Raw genomic sequence first — 16265 nt, 5'->3', positions numbered from 1 at the left:
GGTCCCCCACTTTAAAAGCGGGAGAAATCATTGAAAAGTGCAAGCCCCATTAATAACACCAGCAATATAGCACCAATGCGATAACTGAAGTCTTGTACACGCTCGGAGACTGGCCCTCCCTTAATCTTCTCGATAGCAAGGAAAAGCAAGTGTCCACCATCTAGTACAGGTAATGGGAACAAATTAATGATCCCAAGATTGACGCTAATCAGCGCCAAAAACATTAAATAATACACCAAGCCAAAATCAGCTGATACTCCAGCACCTTTGGCTATAGAAATCGGGCCGCTCAAGTTATCGAGCTTCACATCCCCCACAATTAATTTGCCGATCATATTGACGGTCAGTTTCATTAATTGCCAAGTTTTGTTTCCTGCCTCGTAAATGGCAGAGAAAGGCCCGTATTGCTGAATAATCTTATATTCATCCGACAGTGGAATAAATTTAAGTTCAACGCCGGCAAAACCTTCTTCACGGTCATTGGACAACTTTTTGACTTCAGGAATCAGAGACAGGGGAATTATTTCTCCCGCCCTCGCAACGTCCAATTTTAGAGGAATATTGGGATTCTTCCTGACAAAAGATGAAAAAGTGTGCCAGACATCTACATCTTGACCGTTGACTTTAACGATCCTGTCCCCACTTTGTAAACCCGCTTTTTCAGCGGGTGAAGCAGGATAAACTTTTTCTACTTGCGCACTAATCCGAGGAACAACAGGCATCATCCCCAAAGACAATAGAACATCCTGCTTAGACGCATCGAATGCCCAGTCGCGTAAATCCAATGTCTTTTGGATGCTTTCACTGGTATCCAAAGGAGTGACATCTACGGATACAGATGCTTCACCCACTTTACTTACCATAACAAGACGTACCGCATTCCAATCAGGAGTTTCGATACCATCAACAGCTTTTAGTTCCATTCCAGGCAAAATATTTGCCTGAGCGGCAATGGAATCTGGTTTAACATCTAACACTACCGGGCGCACAGACGGCACGCCAATGACAAAAACCAGCCAATAAGCTATAACAGCCAGAATGAAGTTTGCAATTGGCCCAGCGCTGATTACTGCTGCACGCTGGCCAATAGTTTTATTGTTGAAAGCCATATGGCGACGCTCAGGAGAAACTTCTTCTACCCGTTCATCGAGCATTTTGACATATCCACCAAGAGGGATAAGGGCAATGACGTATTCTGTTCCCTGTTTATCTGTACGGCGCCAAAGCGCTTTACCAAAACCAATGGAAAAGCGTTCAACATAAATACCACACCGTCTGGCAACCCAAAAATGACCAAACTCATGTACAGTGACAAGAACGCCCAATGCAACAATAAATGCAGCCAGATTCCAGAGAATATCCATTATTTACCTTTAGAGAGTAAATCCAGAAGAAATCAACATTACCAACCCTGCGAACACAGGAATTGCCGCCGTTAAGCTATCTACCCTGTCCAGAACGCCACCATGCCCCGGAATCAATTGACTACTGTCTTTGATCCCTGATTCCCGCTTAAACATACTCTCAGTTAAATCACCAAAGACCGAGGCAATAACCACAACCGTGGAAATCAACAGCAAGTGCTCCTGCATTGTGGGTACAGGTGCAAACTTACCGAACAGCCACGAAATCAGTGCTGCGGTCAGTAATCCCCCAACGAGTCCTTCAAGTGTTTTACCTGGCGAAACCTTCGGTGCCATTTTGTGCTTACCCATGGTTCGGCCGAAAATATAGGCTCCTGAGTCGGCAGCCCATACCAACAGCATTACATACAGCAACCACCATGCGCCATCGTAGGTATTGCTTTCATAACCCTGGGTACGCAATACCATCATCCCACAATAAAAGGGCACGATAGTCAGAACACCAAACAGCAGGCGCAATATAACCGATGATTTCCAGATAGAAGCAGAGGCTGGATAAGTAACCACTAATAAAATAGCGACTACCCACCAAATCATCCCTGCCCACAATAGATATATAATTTGAGGTTTTTCAGTAAGATGATGAAAATCCGACAAAGAATACTGCAAAGCCAATAAACCTACAGCAAATAACACTGCCAATGTAATGCGTTTAGCTTGAGTAAAGAGACCTGCAAATTGCCCCCATTCCCATGCGGCCAGTGCAGAAACAGTAATGATAACCAGCCCAAATCCCGATGGGGGCAGGAAAAACAGTGCTGCTATAACAAGCGGAATTAATATCAACGTAGTTAAAAGACGGTACTTCAGCAAGTTCTCCTCCTATGATCCCACTTCGGCATCGTCTGGTATTGTTCCGCCGAATCGGCGTTCTCGTTTGGAAAAGGCATTAATAGCACCTTCAAAAGCAATTTCATCAAAATCAGGCCAAAGTATATCGGTAAAATACAATTCTGCATAAGCGATCTGCCATATCAGGAAATTACTGATACGATGCTCGCCTCCCGTTCTGATTACAAGATCAACTTCAGGCTGCTGATTTAAATTGATGAAACTGCCAATTGTAGACTCAGTAATCTCTTCAGGTGCCAGTTCATTTGCCTTAACTTTGTCAGCAATTTGCTTAATACCCTGAAGTAAATCCCAACGTCCGCCATAATTAGCGGCAATATTAAGCTGCAATCCGGTATTGCCCATGGTCAATTCAACTGAACGGCGAATACGTTCCTGCAACCGTGAGCTAAAACGACTGATATCACCAATGACAGACAATTTCACATTGTGCTTATGCAGACTCTTTACTTCATTATCAAGAGCAAAAACAAACAATTCCATTAATGAGCTGACTTCTTGCTGTGGGCGATTCCAGTTTTCACTACTGAAAGCATATAACGTCAGTGATTCAATATTATGTTTAACTGAAAAACTTACAGCACTCCGCACAGCTTTAATTCCTGCACGGTGGCCAAAAATTCTTAATTTACCACGCTTTTTTGCCCAGCGACCATTACCATCCATAATGATGGCAACATGTCTGGGTACCGTTGGCAATGAGTCACTATCACTGGGAGATATCACTCAAAATAATCCTTAAATAACTAGGCTGGACTTGCAATAAATTCAATCGCTTCCAAACATGAAAAAGCCGTGTCACGTGTTAATTATTATCACGGCTACCACGGCTATTTCTGGCACGACCTGAATGAAAGCCTCTACTCTGGTTTTACTATCAGAACACGGGTGCAAAGTAATTGAATTGGCGATTATAACAACTATAATTTACCCGCGAACTATATCATTTGCCAAAACGCAAACAAACATATACTTATTAACAATAATTCGCTACTTAGCAAAAATTCTGATGGTTTTTCTCGCTGCAATTCTGGCTATTTTATCGATTTCTAAGACCTCTTCTATACTTTGAGGTTCAGATAAATTTAATTTTTCTACCACTAACCGATTGATTCTCGCAATATCTGTGAAACGGATTCCATCTTTCAAAAAAACATCAACTGTCTCTTCATTCGCTGCATTCAAAACAGTTGTTGCTGCCTGCCCTTCATGACAAGCCTCAATAGCCAACTTCAGGCAAGGATAACGCTGATAATCCAGTGTTTCAAAGGTGAGCATGCTCAGCTCGGTAAAGTCCAGTGGTTTCGCACCAGATTGAATACGGTTGGGGTAAGCCATCGCATAAGCTATGGGAGTACACATGTCCTGTGTTCCCAACTGGGCAATAATACTGCCATCTTGATAACGGACCATAGAATGGATGACTGATTGAGGATGCAATAATACTTCCATTTCATCAGCGGACGCACTGAACAAGTAACGTGCTTCAATGTACTCCAGCCCTTTATTCATCATGGTCGCTGAATCAACTGAAATTTTACGTCCCATTGACCAGATTGGGTGTGCACACGCTTCATCCGGTGTAACATCAGGCAGCTTATCCAGAGATGTTTTACGGAATGGGCCACCCGAACCTGTCAGTATAATGTTGGAAATACCATGATCCTTCAAATTTATATTGCCAAGATTATGTTGAACCTCGGCAGGCAAACTTTGAAAAATAGCATTATGTTCACTATCAATGGGTAACAGTTGCGCTTTGTATTGAGCAACTGCATCCATAAACAGGCGTCCACTGGTAATCAGCGATTCTTTATTCGCCAACAGAACTTGCTTACCCCGACGAATAGCCGCCAGTGTTGGTAATAGCCCTGCTACACCAACAATGGCAGACATGACTTGATCGACGTCTTCCAGTGCCGCTAAATCACAAATAGCCTCTTTGCCGAATAAAACTTCGGTTTGGTTTCCTCGTTCTTGCAGTAATTGACGTAACGCATTCGCAGATTGCTCATCCTCCATCGCTGCGTATAGCGGGCGAAACTCCAGGCACTGCTGTGCCATAACTTCAATATTTTTCCCAGCAATAAGTGCGACAACACTGAATTTCTCTGGATTATTTCGGACAACAGAAAGCGTACTTTTCCCAATCGAACCCGTTGAGCCAAGAATAGTTAACCGTTTCATTTTAATACTCTGAATATGCTACTGATATAAATATCGCGTTAGTTTGAGCTGTACAGATCGCTATGTCCATCGTTTGAGAAAGAAATGTGATACGAAGTGTATATCAAGAATAAGAACAACGCCGCAGGGATACGGCGCTGTATTTAAGAAATAGAGATTAGAAATCCATTAACTCGGTTTCTTTATTTGCCAACGCTTCATCAATCTTTTTAATAAAGCTGTCGGTCAATTTTTGGATTTCATCCTGTGAACGACGTTCTTCGTCTTCACTGATTTCTTTTTCTTTCAGCAGTGCCTTAACCTTATCGTTAGCATCACGGCGAATGTTACGGATAGATACACGACCCTGCTCCGCTTCACCACGAACAACCTTGATAAGATCTTTACGGCGTTCTTCTGTCAGTGCAGGCAATGGAACGCGGATAATGGTTCCAGCAGAAGATGGATTCAGACCCAGATCAGAAGCCATAATCGCTTTCTCAATTGCCGGAGTCATGGAGCGGTCAAATACCGTAATTGCTAAAGTACGGACATCTTCTGCAACGACGTTTGCAATCTGACGCAGTGGAGTCGCAGCGCCATAATATTCAACGCTGATGCCATCCAACAGGCTAGGAGAAGCACGGCCAGTACGAACCTTGCTGATTTGGTTTTTCAGTGCTTCGACGCTTTTTTCCATGCGGTCTTGTGCGTCTTTTTTAATTTCATTAATCACGTTACAAACCCTTGGGAGATGGTTATTTTTTTAGGCCATATATGCGTAACTAGCAAATACACTAATCAAGCTGATAACTAGGTGGCCCTGTGTCATTAAATTTGGCGCATCAGGACGCTGATCATACCGTCAAATTTCACCAATGTCTCTCTGAGCACGAATTATGAAAAATCAGTCGTGAGAAATCAGCGTGCCTTCATTTTCACCCATCACAACACGACGGAGTGCGCCTGGTTTATTCATATTAAAAACACGAATAGGCAGATTATGATCACGGGCCAACGTAAACGCAGCGAGATCCATCACTTTTAATTCACGTTCCAATACGTCCTGATAAGTGAGTTTATCGTAGAGAACGGCTTCAGGAGCTTTCGTAGGATCAGCAGAATAGACGCCATCAACTTTAGTCGCTTTTAACACAACATCTGCTTCAATTTCAATGCCACGCAGACATGCAGCAGAATCTGTTGTAAAGAACGGGTTACCAGTACCCGCAGAGAAAATAACAACACGACCGTGACGCAGTAAGCTGATAGCCTCAGCCCAGCTGTAATTGTCACACACCCCATTCAGTGGGATGGCTGACATCAAACGAACGTTCACATAGGCGCGGTGTAAAGCATCACGCATCGCCAGACCGTTCATCACAGTCGCTAACATGCCCATGTGATCGCCTACTACACGGTTCATTCCTGCTTCTGCCAAACCAGCACCACGAAACAGGTTACCTCCTCCAATAACGACGCCGACCTGAATACCCAGCTCAACCAGTTCTTTAATTTCCTGAGCCATGCGGTCTAAGACGCTGGCGTCGATACCAAAACCTTCTGCGCCTTGCAGGGCTTCTCCACTGAGCTTAAGAAGGATTCTCTGATATACGGGTTTTGCATTGGTTGCCATGGTGTTCAGTCCTAAGCAGATAAGGATATTGGGGATTTATTCAATTACTACACATCCACGCTACGCAGCCCAGATGTAAAAACTCATCATGAGATAAAACAGAACCGCCAATCGGCGGCTCCGTTTAAGAAAATTAAGACTGTTTGCTCATTGCAGCAACTTCTGCTGCGAAATCAGCTTCAACTTTCTCGATGCCTTCACCAACTTCGAAGCGGATGAAATTGATCACTTTAGCATTGTTCTCTTTCAGCAGATCGCCAACAGATTTGCTTGGATCCATTACGAAATTCTGACCAGTCAGAGAGATTTCGCCGGTGAATTTGTTCATACGGCCAGAAACCATTTTCTCTGCGATTTCGCGAGGCTTACCAGACTGCATTGCGATTTCCATCTGGATCTGATGCTCACGCTCAACCACGTCAGCAGGAACGTCAGTTGGGTTCACGTATTCTGGCTTGCTTGCAGCAACGTGCATTGCAACGTGTTTGATCAATTCTTCGCTTGCGCCTTCAGCCGAAACCAGAACGCCGATGCGAGCACCGTGCAGGTAAGAACCTACAGCTTCGCCTTCCAGGATTTCAACACGACGGATGTTGATGTTTTCACCGATTTTCGCAACCAGTTCAGTACGCTGTTCTTCGAACTTAGCTTTCAGAGCATCGATATCAGCGTTTTTGTCAGCCATTACTGCTGCGATCACTTCTTTACCGAATGCCAGGAAGCCTGCATCTTTAGCAACGAAGTCAGTTTCACAGTTCAGTTCAACAATACCCGCGAATGTAGCATCAGCCGCAACTTCAACCAGGATAACACCTTCAGCGGCAACACGGCCTGCTTTCTTAGCAGCTTTTGCCTGACCTGATTTACGCATGTTATCGATAGCAAGCTCGATATCACCATTTGCTTCAACCAGTGCTTTTTTACATTCCATCATGCCTGCGCCAGTACGCTCACGCAGTTCTTTTACCAGAGCAGCGGTAATGTCAGCCATTTGTTTTATTCCTCGATGTGTCTCGCGGGAAGATAATATTCCGCGTGGAAAGTTCTATATCAGATAATAGTTCTATATCAGATATGTAAAGGGGGCCGTAATAGGCCCCCTAACCAATATATTTCAATACCTGGTCAATAAGGGCTCAAAATGAGCATACCTTATTATTCAGCGTCTACGAGACCTTCTTCCGCCTGAACAGCCAGATCTTGAGAACGACCTTCACGAACAGCGGTAGCTGCAGCGGTCAGGTACAGTTTTACTGCACGGATTGCGTCGTCGTTACCAGGGATGATGAAATCAACGCCATCTGGATCAGAGTTAGTATCAACGATAGCGAATACTGGAATACCCAAGTTATTTGCTTCTTTGATAGCAATATGTTCGTGTTCAGCATCGATAACAAACAGAGCATCAGGCAGGCCGCCCATGTCTTTGATACCGCCCAGGCTGTTTTCCAGTTTACCAAGCTCACGAGTACGCATCAGCGCTTCTTTTTTGGTCAGCTTGTCAAAAGTACCATCCTGAGACTGCACTTCCAGATCTTTCAGACGCTTGATTGACTGACGAACAGTTTTCCAGTTAGTCAGCATACCACCTAACCAACGGTGATTAACGAAGTATTGGTCACAGCTCAGTGCTGATTCTTTTACTGCTTCGCTAGCAGCACGCTTAGTACCAACAAACAGGATTTTACCTTTACGGGAAGCAATTTTGTTCAGCTCTGCCAGTGCACCGTTGAACATTGGAACAGTTTTTTCCAGGTTGATGATATGAACTTTGTTACGAGCACCAAAGATGAAAGGTTTCATTTTTGGGTTCCAGTAACGAGTCTGGTGACCGAAGTGAACGCCCGCTTGCAGCATATCGCGCATGGAAACAGTTGCCATTTTAGACCTCTATAAAGTTAATTGGGGTTATGCCTCCACAGGTCCCATGACACCGACTCTTTAGCTGCAAGCTACCCATATGATTAGCCGCATGAGAGCACCCCGGTGTATGTGCCGACCCGTGTGTGTTATTTACACATAATGAGTTTATTTAGTATCCCTGCGCATTGCATTAAGGCAGAAACAATTACACAGAATACCGGCGCGCTTTATACCACAAACCACCACTATACTCCAACATTTGTTACAGCTTTCTGATAGTCTGTCAACCAACGGTTATTGGCAGACATTCGGTGGGCTGGTACCATTACCGACAACAATTTTCCTTAGTTAATATCAAATAGTCGGTCATTTTCCGACTTAAATGGACCCATTTCATGGCTATTTCTATCAAAACAGAAGAAGACATTCAGAAAATGCGTGTTGCCGGACGTCTGGCAGCCGAAGTTCTGGAAATGATTGAGCCTTACGTCAAGGCGGGTGTCACCACAGGTGAACTGGATCGCATCTGTCACAAGCACATCACCGAGAAACAACAGGCCATTTCTGCTTGTCTGGGTTACCACGGTTTCCCTAAATCTGTGTGCATCTCAGTCAATGACGTAATTTGTCACGGTATTCCGAGTGATGACAAGGTGCTGAAAGACGGTGATATCGTCAATATTGACGTTACTGTCATCAAAGATGAGTTCCACGGTGATACATCCAAAATGTTCATCGTCGGTAAGCCAACTATCCAAGGTGAGCGCCTTTGCCGCGTGACACAAGAGAGCCTGTATCTTGCCCTGAAAGTGGTTAAGCCGGGCATTCGCTTGCGTACCCTTGGCAAAGCAATTCAGCAGTTTGTGGAAGCTCAGGATTATTCTGTTGTTCGCGAATATTGCGGTCACGGTATCGGCAGGGTCTTCCACGAAGAGCCACATGTTTTGCATTATGATGCGGATGATGGCGGTGTTGTTCTGCAAAAAGGAATGGCATTCACTATTGAACCCATGGTTAATGCAGGTGATTTCCGCATCCGTACCATGAAAGACGGCTGGACAGTCAAAACCAAAGATCGCGGTTGGTCTGCGCAGTATGAACACACTATTGTCGTAACCGACAATGGTTGTGAAATCATGACATGGCGCAAAGAAGAAGAGCCGTATATTTCAGCAGTCTTAGTCAACGAATAATTGCTGACTGACGCAATTTACCATTTCTAATCAATGAAGCGTCTGTCAACTCACTGGGCTGACGCTTCATTCTGTTTCATTCCCATGACCAATAATCCCTGTTCATCTCACGATTTTCTCAGTAATCTGGACATTATGGCTCGCTTCCCCATAAGCTTTCTCATAATAGGTCTCTGCATATGCCAGTCGATATCTTCTTAGCGCAAGCACCCGTTCCTCCCCTTTCTCCTGTGGAATTTTCCCACAATGACCTTCAATACCCTGTCCTTAAACAGCATATTGATGAATTTCAGCTATGGCTGGAGCAAGCCTTCAAGGCAGGAATCACACCGGATGCACTGATTTACGCTCGCAGTGATTATATTGATCAACTGTTGAAGCGCTTATGGCAGGAACGGGAATTTGACCAAATAGTCTCTCTTTCTCTGATTGCAGTCGGTGGCTATGGTCGCCGTGAATTACATCCTCTATCTGATATTGATCTATTGATCCTAAATGAATCTCCGCTCACTGAAGAACAATCAGTACAAATCGGAAAGTTCATCGCTCTGCTCTGGGATATCCGTCTGGAAGTAGGTCATAGTGTCAGGACATTCGAAGAGTGCCAGCAAAAAGGGCTTTCCGATCTCACTATCGCCACAAACCTTATTGAAGCACGCTTAATTTGTGGAGATCTGCCCTTATTTCTACGCTTGCAGAAATATATTTTCAGTGATGATTTCTGGCCATCTGCCCAATTTTTCGCGGCTAAACTCGTTGAACAGCAAGAACGTCATCAACGTTATCACAGTACAAGCTACAATCTGGAGCCTGATATCAAAAGCAGCCCCGGTGGATTACGCGACATTCACACCTTACTTTGGGTTGCTCACCGCCATTTTGGCGCAACATCCTTGGATGAGATGGTCGATTTTGGCTTCCTGACCCGCGAAGAACGTAACGAATTAAACGAATGCCAGAATTTTCTCTGGCGCATCCGTTTTGCCCTTCATCTGGTCGTTACCCGTTATGATAATCGGCTGCTGTTTGAAAGTCAGTTCAGTGTTGCCCGACTGCTCGGCTATGAAGGCAAGCGTAATCAACCCGTCGAACGGATGATGAAAGATTTCTATCGCATGACCCGTCGTATCAGTGAACTCAATAGCATGCTGTTGCAGCTATTTGATGAAGCGATTCTGGCATTGCAGCCTAATGAGAAACCTCGTCCCTTGAATACAGAGTTTCAATTACGGGGTAATCTCATCGATTTAATTGATGAAACGCTGTTTAGTCGTGATCCTACCTCAATATTGAAAATGTTTTATCACATGGCGGAACATCACGAAATTCAGGGGATCTACTCCAGAACATTGCGCCAACTTCGCTATGCCCGTAGAAATCTGCATAATCCTTTATGTGAATTGCCCGAAGCACGAAAAGTTTTCATGGATATTCTGCGCCATCCCTACGCAGTCAGGGGTGCGCTACTCCCAATGCACCACCATAGTGTATTAGGAGCGTATATGCCGATGTGGAGCAATATCGTCGGCCAGATGCAATTTGATCTTTTTCATGCTTATACCGTTGACGAACACACCATACGGGTACTACAAAAGCTGGAAAGTTTCGCTAATGAAAATAACCGCGTGATCCATCCTTTGTGTGTTGAGCTTTATCCCCGTCTCCCGCAACCGGAACTGCTGCGGTTGGCGGCGTTTTTCCATGATATCGCCAAGGGGCGCAATGGTGATCATTCTGAGCTTGGTGCTAAAGATGCATTCACGTTCGCAAAAGTACATGGCCTGACAAATCACGAAGCAGAATTAATAGAATGGCTGGTTCGTGATCATTTATTAATGTCAGTCACCGCCCAGCGACGGGATATTCAAGACCCTGATGTTATTCAACAATTTGCTAGAATAGTCAAAAACCAAACCCGATTGAACTATTTAGTTTGTCTGACTGTTGCAGATATTTGCGCCACCAATGCTAAGCTATGGAACAGTTGGAAACAAAGCCTGATACGCGAACTCTTTTTCGCCACAGAAACACAATTGCGCCAAGGTCTCCAAAATCCCCCTGACTTACGAGAACGTATTCGCAATAATCGCACACAATCACTGGCTCTATTGCGACAAGCCAATATCGACGAACAACAATTGCACAGCATATGGAGCCGTTTCCATGCTGATTATTTCCTGCGTCATACTCCGGATCAATTGGTATGGCATGCCAGCCACTTGATCCACCATACTTCTTCAGAACCGATGGTGTTGATCAGCACTGCATTTTCCCACGGCGGTACAGAGATTTTTATTTGGTGCCAAGACCGGCCTTCATTGTTTGCCGCAGTTGTTGGGGAGTTGGACAGACGTAACTTAAGCGTCCACGATGCCCAAATCTTTACGAGTCTTGATGAAATGGCAATGGATACATTTGTGGTACTGGAGCCTAACGGCCATCCACTGGCGCTTGATCGTCACGAATCCATCCGCCGTGCTTTACTGAAAGTGGTGAACGATCCTCATCCCAAGGTGCCGAAAGCACGTCATCTACCAACTAAATTACGCCATTTTAATGTCCCGACCAAAGTCAGCTTTTTACCGACGAAAAATATCCGCCGCACTTATATGGAATTGGTTGCATTGGATCAACCCGGATTACTGGCTCGGGTAGGCAATATTTTCACTGAATTGGGAATTTCCTTGCATGGAGCTAGAATCACCACCATAGGGGAACGTGTTGAAGATTTTTTTGTACTGGCAGATAAAGATCAAAATGCATTACATAAAAAAATAAGGGATGAATTATCAGAAAGGTTGACAGAAGCCCTCAACACACGGGATAAACTATAGCAATACTCTTGACTTAACAGAAATTAGGAACCGTGTACTTATGCAGCAATTACAAGCTACAATCGAAAATGCGTTTGAAAACCGTGCAAACATTGCACCATCCACCGTTGATGGAGCCACCCGCGACACCATTAATCAGGTCATCCAAATGCTGGACAGCGGCAAACTTCGCGTCGCTGAAAAGATTGATGGAGAATGGGTAACGCATCAATGGTTGAAAAAGGCTGTATTGCTTTCCTTCCGCATTAATGACAATCAAGTTATGGAAGGCTCTGAAAGCCGCTATTTCGACAAAGTACCCATGAAATTTGCTGATTATGATCAGGCTCGTTTCGAGAAAGAAGGGTTCCGTGTAGTGCCGCCGGCGGCAGTGCGCCAAGGCGCTTTTATCGCCCGTAACACCGTACTGATGCCATCTTACGTCAACTTAGGAGCCTATGTGGATGAAGGTTCAATGGTAGATACTTGGGCTACTGTGGGTTCCTGTGCACAAATCGGTAAAAATGTTCACTTATCTGGCGGCGTTGGTATTGGGGGTGTTCTGGAACCCTTGCAGGCTAACCCAACCATTATTGAAGACAATTGTTTTATCGGCGCCCGTTCTGAGATCGTAGAAGGCGTCATCGTGGAAGAAGGCTCCGTGATCTCAATGGGTGTTTATATTGGTCAAAGCACCAAAATCTATGATCGTGAAACCGGTGAAATTCATTATGGCCGTGTGCCAGCAGGTTCAGTTGTCGTATCCGGTAACCTTCCGTCGAAAGATGGCAGCTACAGCCTGTACTGTGCAGTTATCGTGAAAAAAGTAGATGCCAAGACCCGTGGCAAGGTTGGTATTAACGAACTGCTGAGAAATATTGATTAACAGCACGACTTCCCACTTCACAAATGAGTTCATGCAATTGCTTACGGCTACATAAATATGTAGCCGCTTAGTCTTGGATTAAGAAAACCTGTTACTTTATTGTCTCATTTTTCTACTGATCACTAACCAATTGACTTTTAACAAGGATGAAATGGATAATAAATCCACTATTTTTTTGCCTTTCCATTTCATTTAGGTGACTAGGTGACGCGCTATGTACGATAACTTGAAAAGTTTGGGGATCACACATCCTGAAGATATTGATCGCTATAGCCTCCGTCAGGAAGCGAATAACGACATTCTGAAGATTTATTTCCGCAAGGACAAAGGCGAATTCTTCGCCAAAAGCGTTAAGTTTAAGTATCCACGTCAGTTAAAAACCATCTCTGATGATAACTCAGGGCAAGGTTACAAAGAAGTCAAAGAGATAAACACCAATCTGCGTTATGTAATTGAGGAGCTGGATCAGATTTGCAAACACGACCAGATAGAAATGGATTTAAAACACAAGATCCTTGACGATTTACGTCATCTTGAACATGTTGTTGCCAATAAAATTGCGGAAATCGAAGCAGATCTAGAAAAACTGACCCGCAAGTAATCTGTTAGCTACACCATTACACCGCTTATCTTCCCAACGTTACATTAAAGTAAAGGCCTAAGCGGTGTAACAGGAAACTTTCCTACAGCAAAGCCCCCCAGTGCTCTATCCAGTCTTGGGCAAAGGCTTCGGGTTCAACTACTTCAATAGCATCAATCAACAGTATATCCCCGATTCGCTTGGCTCCCTGTTCTTGTAACAGTTCATCAAATATACGGCCACCACCGCAAAATGTGTCGTAACTACGATCGCCCAACACAATCATGCCATAGCGTAAGTCAGACTGATGCCCCAACTTATCATTCAGTTCTGCATAGAGTGGTCGGATATTATCAGGCAGCTCACCCTGCCCTGTCGTCGAAGTAATCACTAACACAACCTGTTGCCGGTATTCTTGCCATTGCGCTAAAGTTGCATCTTCAAAGGTTTTAACTTCATGCCCTTGCCGTCCAAGGATCTGCTGTGCCTCTTCTGCAACTGCCAGAGCATTGCCATAAACTGTACCAACGAAAACACCAATCTTTGCCATAGATATTGATCTCTTTAATCAGTTTGATACTGCGTTCATTCATGAGCGGTTAAACATTCCAGATCAGGCACAATACACTGCCACCCAAATTGTTCAAGCAAATGCTGCCAGGATGCATCCCACCGAGCAGTCAGAAGAAGTTTTTCTCCTGTTACAGGATGTTTGAGTTGAAGATGGCTGGCATGCAGCATTAACCTACCAGTCTGATAATATTTAACAACTCCTCGGTTTTGTCGCAAATCGCCATGCGTGGTATCCCCAATGATAGGATGCCGGATATGTGCCATATGCCGCCGCAGTTGATGCTTACGACCCGTTTTTGGCATCAGTTCCAACAGGCTGAAACGTGATGTCGGGTACCGCCCTATCTCAACCGGACACTCAACAGTTGCCAATGAACGATAATGTGTAACTGCTGATTGCGCTTCTCGGTCAGTATCAGCAAACTTATCTGCGATTTTGTCCAACTGTTCCATAAGGGCATAGTCGATAATATCATCACCTTCTACATAACCCCGCACAACCGCATGATACGTTTTTTGTATATCGTGGAATTCAAATTGTTGTGAAAGCGTCCTCGCTACTTCACTTGAAAGAGCCATCAATAAAACGCCGGATGTTGGCCTGTCCAGACGATGAACAGGGAAAACATGCTGCCCAATTTGATCACGCAGTGTCTGCATCACAAAAACGGTTTCATGGCGCGCCAACCAGCTACGATGAACCAACCAGCCCGCAGGTTTATTGACTGCGACAATATGCTCATCCTGATAAATAATATCCAGCATATCAAGCCCCCTGCGCAAATAGAGTATCCAATTCCCTTAAATTCTCCAGCAAAGGTAAATAACGCTCTACTTCTTCTTTATAAACTTCTTCAAAATACGGTGCGATAGCAAATGCAGTCGGTAAATTAGCCTTTTGTTCTATTAAAGCCCGCATTCTTGGGATTAATACCCATTGAAGCCATTCATCCGCTGACATAGTATCAATAGAAAAAGGCTCGGTACTTTCAAAAGATTCTGGTTTAGGTGGATAATTTTGCCATATACCTACCATTTTCATGGTGGCTTCAATTGACTGTAATTTAAGTAAAATTTTTTTCTCGATACTCATGATGTTTCGTCTGATGTCTGTCTATTGCTCAGATGGCAGAAACTGCCACCATTTCATTGGAGCATAAGAGTATCATTGATGTGATTTCAGCGGAAAACTTGTGAGGAGATAAGATGAAATATACCCAATATATTTTGAGTTTTGGCTTGAAATCCACTGGGTATAAAAAAGAGGAGAGATAAAATATCCCTCCTCTCAGAGGTTGTCATAGCAATCCTGCTAAATGGGGTGCATCCTGCTCGTTCCCTGACAAAAAACGTCCCTGCCTGTTATCCTTTACTTAATCATTATACTGATAGATTCTGGCGCTCCTGCCTGTACCTGACCATCCTTGAACCATCTTCCCGATGGAATTATTCCCTGGTTATTGTTTTGCTGTGATTCCTTTCGGAACAGTGAAATGATCTAATATTCAAGCTGCTGAAACAAGCCACTGAATTAGCATAATAAGTTGCATGACAAAAGGATGGTACAACCATAAACTTCATATCATTGATATATCATAAAAATAATATCCACCAGTAATATTCACGCTATGATTAAGAGAGATATCTCACATACCGTGTGAGACATCTCTTACAAAAAATTGAACCAATATCTGCAACTAACTCACTATGACAGGCTTGATAACAGAAAGGAAAGTGGCTAGATCCGGGGATAATGTCGTTCGCTCATGGCTGCCAAATTGCTCAAGTATCACTTGTCCTGTCAAATTACAGACAGAAATCAGCCCCATTTCAGAATCTGTCGTTCCAATAAATAGAGTAGGAGAGAGCTTTAACCGCTTCTGAGTGACCAAATGACCAATAAGATTTTCCTGCAACCGGATAAAATCATCTTCACTCCATACCTGAATCAGACTCAGGTTTTGGCCTTCAAAACTGGCTGCCATATCCCCGGCAAACTGCGTTACATAGTAATCGTGGATAGAATCCTGTAAACAGATATCCAGCGCTGTTTCAACCTTACTCAGTTTTCCTTGAATCGAAAACGGCTGAGGAAGCCAGTACACCACTTCATCTCCTGTACGATCAATACACGGAGAAGGGATACCATACAGATCGCTACTGGCTGGTGGAAACCCTGTATTTTCTTGCCACAATTCAATATAACGCTGGGTAAAGTCAGAAAGTGCTTTTGTCACATAAAAGGTCATAGAGTTATATCATCCATCATTTTCAGGTAT

Annotated in this window: 16 protein-coding genes; 4 read left to right on the top strand and 12 right to left on the bottom strand. The window is 44.1% G+C overall.

The features are described 5' to 3' along the window. Nucleotides 1-11: 11 nt before the first annotated feature. The 8 genes from rseP to rpsB form a co-directional block, all read right to left on the bottom strand. Nucleotides 12-1367 (bottom strand): sigma E protease regulator RseP, encoded by a 1356-nt coding sequence (gene rseP, locus AC5JQI_RS03155; RefSeq protein ID WP_493914592.1) that lies wholly within the window; start codon nucleotides 1365-1367, stop codon nucleotides 12-14. A gap of 6 nt (nucleotides 1368-1373) precedes the next feature. After that, nucleotides 1374-2237: a phosphatidate cytidylyltransferase gene (gene cdsA / locus AC5JQI_RS03150; protein ID WP_493913704.1), complete on the bottom strand. Its 864-nt coding sequence runs from the start codon at nucleotides 2235-2237 to the stop codon at nucleotides 1374-1376. 9 nt (nucleotides 2238-2246) lie between these two features. Continuing rightward, the gene (uppS, locus tag AC5JQI_RS03145) at nucleotides 2247-2942 is read right to left on the bottom strand and encodes a polyprenyl diphosphate synthase (RefSeq protein ID WP_493914591.1); all 696 of its coding nucleotides are present in this window, start codon (nucleotides 2940-2942) and stop codon (nucleotides 2247-2249) included. Between the two features lie 324 nt (nucleotides 2943-3266). Beyond that, complete coding sequence (ispC, locus tag AC5JQI_RS03140) at nucleotides 3267-4463, bottom strand: 1-deoxy-D-xylulose-5-phosphate reductoisomerase (RefSeq protein ID WP_493913703.1); 1197 nt, start codon at nucleotides 4461-4463, stop codon at nucleotides 3267-3269. Nucleotides 4464-4620: 157 nt separating this feature from the next. Then, nucleotides 4621-5178 (bottom strand): ribosome recycling factor, encoded by a 558-nt coding sequence (gene frr / locus AC5JQI_RS03135; protein WP_092548588.1) that lies wholly within the window; start codon nucleotides 5176-5178, stop codon nucleotides 4621-4623. A gap of 171 nt (nucleotides 5179-5349) precedes the next feature. Next, a complete protein-coding gene (gene pyrH / locus AC5JQI_RS03130) occupies nucleotides 5350-6078 on the bottom strand; it encodes a UMP kinase (protein WP_237385887.1) in 729 nt (242 codons plus the stop codon). Between the two features lie 133 nt (nucleotides 6079-6211). Then, on the bottom strand, nucleotides 6212-7069 hold the full coding sequence (gene tsf / locus AC5JQI_RS03125; RefSeq protein WP_237385888.1) for a translation elongation factor Ts: 858 nt from the start codon (nucleotides 7067-7069) through the stop codon (nucleotides 6212-6214). Nucleotides 7070-7233: 164 nt separating this feature from the next. Further along, a complete protein-coding gene (rpsB, locus tag AC5JQI_RS03120) occupies nucleotides 7234-7959 on the bottom strand; it encodes a 30S ribosomal protein S2 (RefSeq protein WP_237385889.1) in 726 nt (241 codons plus the stop codon). A gap of 377 nt (nucleotides 7960-8336) precedes the next feature. Here rpsB and map point away from each other — a divergent pair, with 377 nt between their 5' ends. From map to AC5JQI_RS03100, 4 genes are all read left to right on the top strand, one after another. Beyond that, nucleotides 8337-9134 carry a type I methionyl aminopeptidase gene (gene map / locus AC5JQI_RS03115; protein ID WP_237385890.1) on the top strand — a complete coding sequence of 266 codons (798 nt, stop codon included), beginning with the start codon at nucleotides 8337-8339 and terminating at the stop codon, nucleotides 9132-9134. A 179-nt stretch (nucleotides 9135-9313) separates the two neighbouring features. Then, a complete protein-coding gene (glnD, locus tag AC5JQI_RS03110; RefSeq protein ID WP_493913702.1) occupies nucleotides 9314-11968 on the top strand; it encodes a bifunctional uridylyltransferase/uridylyl-removing protein GlnD in 2655 nt (884 codons plus the stop codon). A 40-nt stretch (nucleotides 11969-12008) separates the two neighbouring features. Beyond that, a complete protein-coding gene (dapD, locus tag AC5JQI_RS03105; RefSeq protein ID WP_493913701.1) occupies nucleotides 12009-12833 on the top strand; it encodes a 2,3,4,5-tetrahydropyridine-2,6-dicarboxylate N-succinyltransferase in 825 nt (274 codons plus the stop codon). A 214-nt stretch (nucleotides 12834-13047) separates the two neighbouring features. Continuing rightward, the gene (locus AC5JQI_RS03100) at nucleotides 13048-13434 is read left to right on the top strand and encodes a DUF3461 family protein (protein WP_237385893.1); all 387 of its coding nucleotides are present in this window, start codon (nucleotides 13048-13050) and stop codon (nucleotides 13432-13434) included. 82 nt (nucleotides 13435-13516) lie between these two features. Here the strand turns inward: AC5JQI_RS03100 and AC5JQI_RS03095 are convergent, their stop codons facing one another. The 4 genes from AC5JQI_RS03095 to syd form a co-directional block, all read right to left on the bottom strand. Continuing rightward, complete coding sequence (locus AC5JQI_RS03095; protein ID WP_337167775.1) at nucleotides 13517-13963, bottom strand: flavodoxin; 447 nt, start codon at nucleotides 13961-13963, stop codon at nucleotides 13517-13519. Nucleotides 13964-13998: 35 nt separating this feature from the next. Continuing rightward, the gene (gene truC / locus AC5JQI_RS03090) at nucleotides 13999-14751 is read right to left on the bottom strand and encodes a tRNA pseudouridine(65) synthase TruC (protein ID WP_493913700.1); all 753 of its coding nucleotides are present in this window, start codon (nucleotides 14749-14751) and stop codon (nucleotides 13999-14001) included. Nucleotide 14752: 1 nt separating this feature from the next. Continuing rightward, nucleotides 14753-15079 carry a YqcC family protein gene (locus AC5JQI_RS03085; RefSeq protein WP_493913699.1) on the bottom strand — a complete coding sequence of 109 codons (327 nt, stop codon included), beginning with the start codon at nucleotides 15077-15079 and terminating at the stop codon, nucleotides 14753-14755. A 604-nt stretch (nucleotides 15080-15683) separates the two neighbouring features. Then, on the bottom strand, nucleotides 15684-16235 hold the full coding sequence (gene syd, locus AC5JQI_RS03080; RefSeq protein ID WP_237385897.1) for a SecY-interacting protein: 552 nt from the start codon (nucleotides 16233-16235) through the stop codon (nucleotides 15684-15686). Between the last annotated feature and the right edge of the window lie 30 nt (nucleotides 16236-16265).

It is taken from the genome of Xenorhabdus sp. XBWT (assembly GCF_059072735.1).
The sequence above is the reverse complement of the archived record's forward strand: the minus strand, read 5'-3'. Positions and strand labels throughout refer to the sequence as shown.

Excerpts from the sequence above, each read along its gene's own strand:
- AC5JQI_RS03085 (WP_493913699.1), bottom strand. The coding sequence starts at position 15,079 with ATGAGTATCGAGAAAAAAATTTTACTTAAATTACAGTCAATTGAAGCC.
- uppS (WP_493914591.1), bottom strand. The coding sequence starts at position 2,942 with ATGGATGGTAATGGTCGCTGGGCAAAAAAGCGTGGTAAATTAAGAATT.
- truC (WP_493913700.1), bottom strand. The coding sequence starts at position 14,751 with ATGCTGGATATTATTTATCAGGATGAGCATATTGTCGCAGTCAATAAA.
- ispC (WP_493913703.1), bottom strand. The coding sequence starts at position 4,463 with ATGAAACGGTTAACTATTCTTGGCTCAACGGGTTCGATTGGGAAAAGT.
- tsf (WP_237385888.1), bottom strand. The coding sequence starts at position 7,069 with ATGGCTGACATTACCGCTGCTCTGGTAAAAGAACTGCGTGAGCGTACT.
- glnD (WP_493913702.1), top strand. The coding sequence starts at position 9,314 with ATGCCAGTCGATATCTTCTTAGCGCAAGCACCCGTTCCTCCCCTTTCT.
- AC5JQI_RS03100 (WP_237385893.1), top strand. The coding sequence starts at position 13,048 with ATGTACGATAACTTGAAAAGTTTGGGGATCACACATCCTGAAGATATT.
- pyrH (WP_237385887.1), bottom strand. The coding sequence starts at position 6,078 with ATGGCAACCAATGCAAAACCCGTATATCAGAGAATCCTTCTTAAGCTC.
- dapD (WP_493913701.1), top strand. The coding sequence starts at position 12,009 with ATGCAGCAATTACAAGCTACAATCGAAAATGCGTTTGAAAACCGTGCA.
- rpsB (WP_237385889.1), bottom strand. The coding sequence starts at position 7,959 with ATGGCAACTGTTTCCATGCGCGATATGCTGCAAGCGGGCGTTCACTTC.
- map (WP_237385890.1), top strand. The coding sequence starts at position 8,337 with ATGGCTATTTCTATCAAAACAGAAGAAGACATTCAGAAAATGCGTGTT.
- AC5JQI_RS03095 (WP_337167775.1), bottom strand. The coding sequence starts at position 13,963 with ATGGCAAAGATTGGTGTTTTCGTTGGTACAGTTTATGGCAATGCTCTG.
- syd (WP_237385897.1), bottom strand. The coding sequence starts at position 16,235 with ATGACCTTTTATGTGACAAAAGCACTTTCTGACTTTACCCAGCGTTAT.